Here is a 457-nt window from a genome sequence, read left to right on the forward strand (position 1 = left end):
CTCTTACGGCTTCTTTGGCGCGGCCGCATCCTGCCGGCTATGCGCTCCCGTCACCGTCTCCCAGATTTCCTTGGCGACCCAGACTGGCCCGACCAGCAGATAAATGGGACCTTGAAAAAACGCCGGTTTGTTTCCTTCAATCCGGTTACCCAGGAATAGCAGCATCCAGCCGCCCACGAAACACGCCAAACCCCACTGCCAGCGCAGCATCACCAGGAGGACGATTCCCGCAAAAATCAGCGGGATTCCGATGCCGTGCAGCAGCTTGTTCCACGTCGAGTGGTGTTCGTGGTCATACTGCGCCATGTAGTGCTCCAGTCCAGGCACTGGGCACCTCCTACTCCAGTTCCTTCCGGAACCAGCAGCGATCTGCTGGAACTCTACCGCTGGGCTGCACTCTACCTTGATTCGTTACGCTTGCCTAGAGGGACAATCATTCTGTACGTACTAGCTCTCT

General features: G+C 57.3%; 1 protein-coding gene. It reads right to left on the reverse strand.

The window, feature by feature from the left end:
• Positions 1-3: 3 nt before the first annotated feature.
• A complete protein-coding gene (locus EJJ37_RS19870) occupies positions 4-327 on the reverse strand; it encodes an Mpo1-like protein (protein WP_204596872.1) in 324 nt (107 codons plus the stop codon).
• Positions 328-457: the final 130 nt, after the last annotated feature.

Origin of the sequence: Clostridium cuniculi, from assembly GCF_004353185.1 — a bacterium.
GTDB lineage: Bacteria > Bacillota > Clostridia > Clostridiales > Clostridiaceae > Clostridium > Clostridium cuniculi.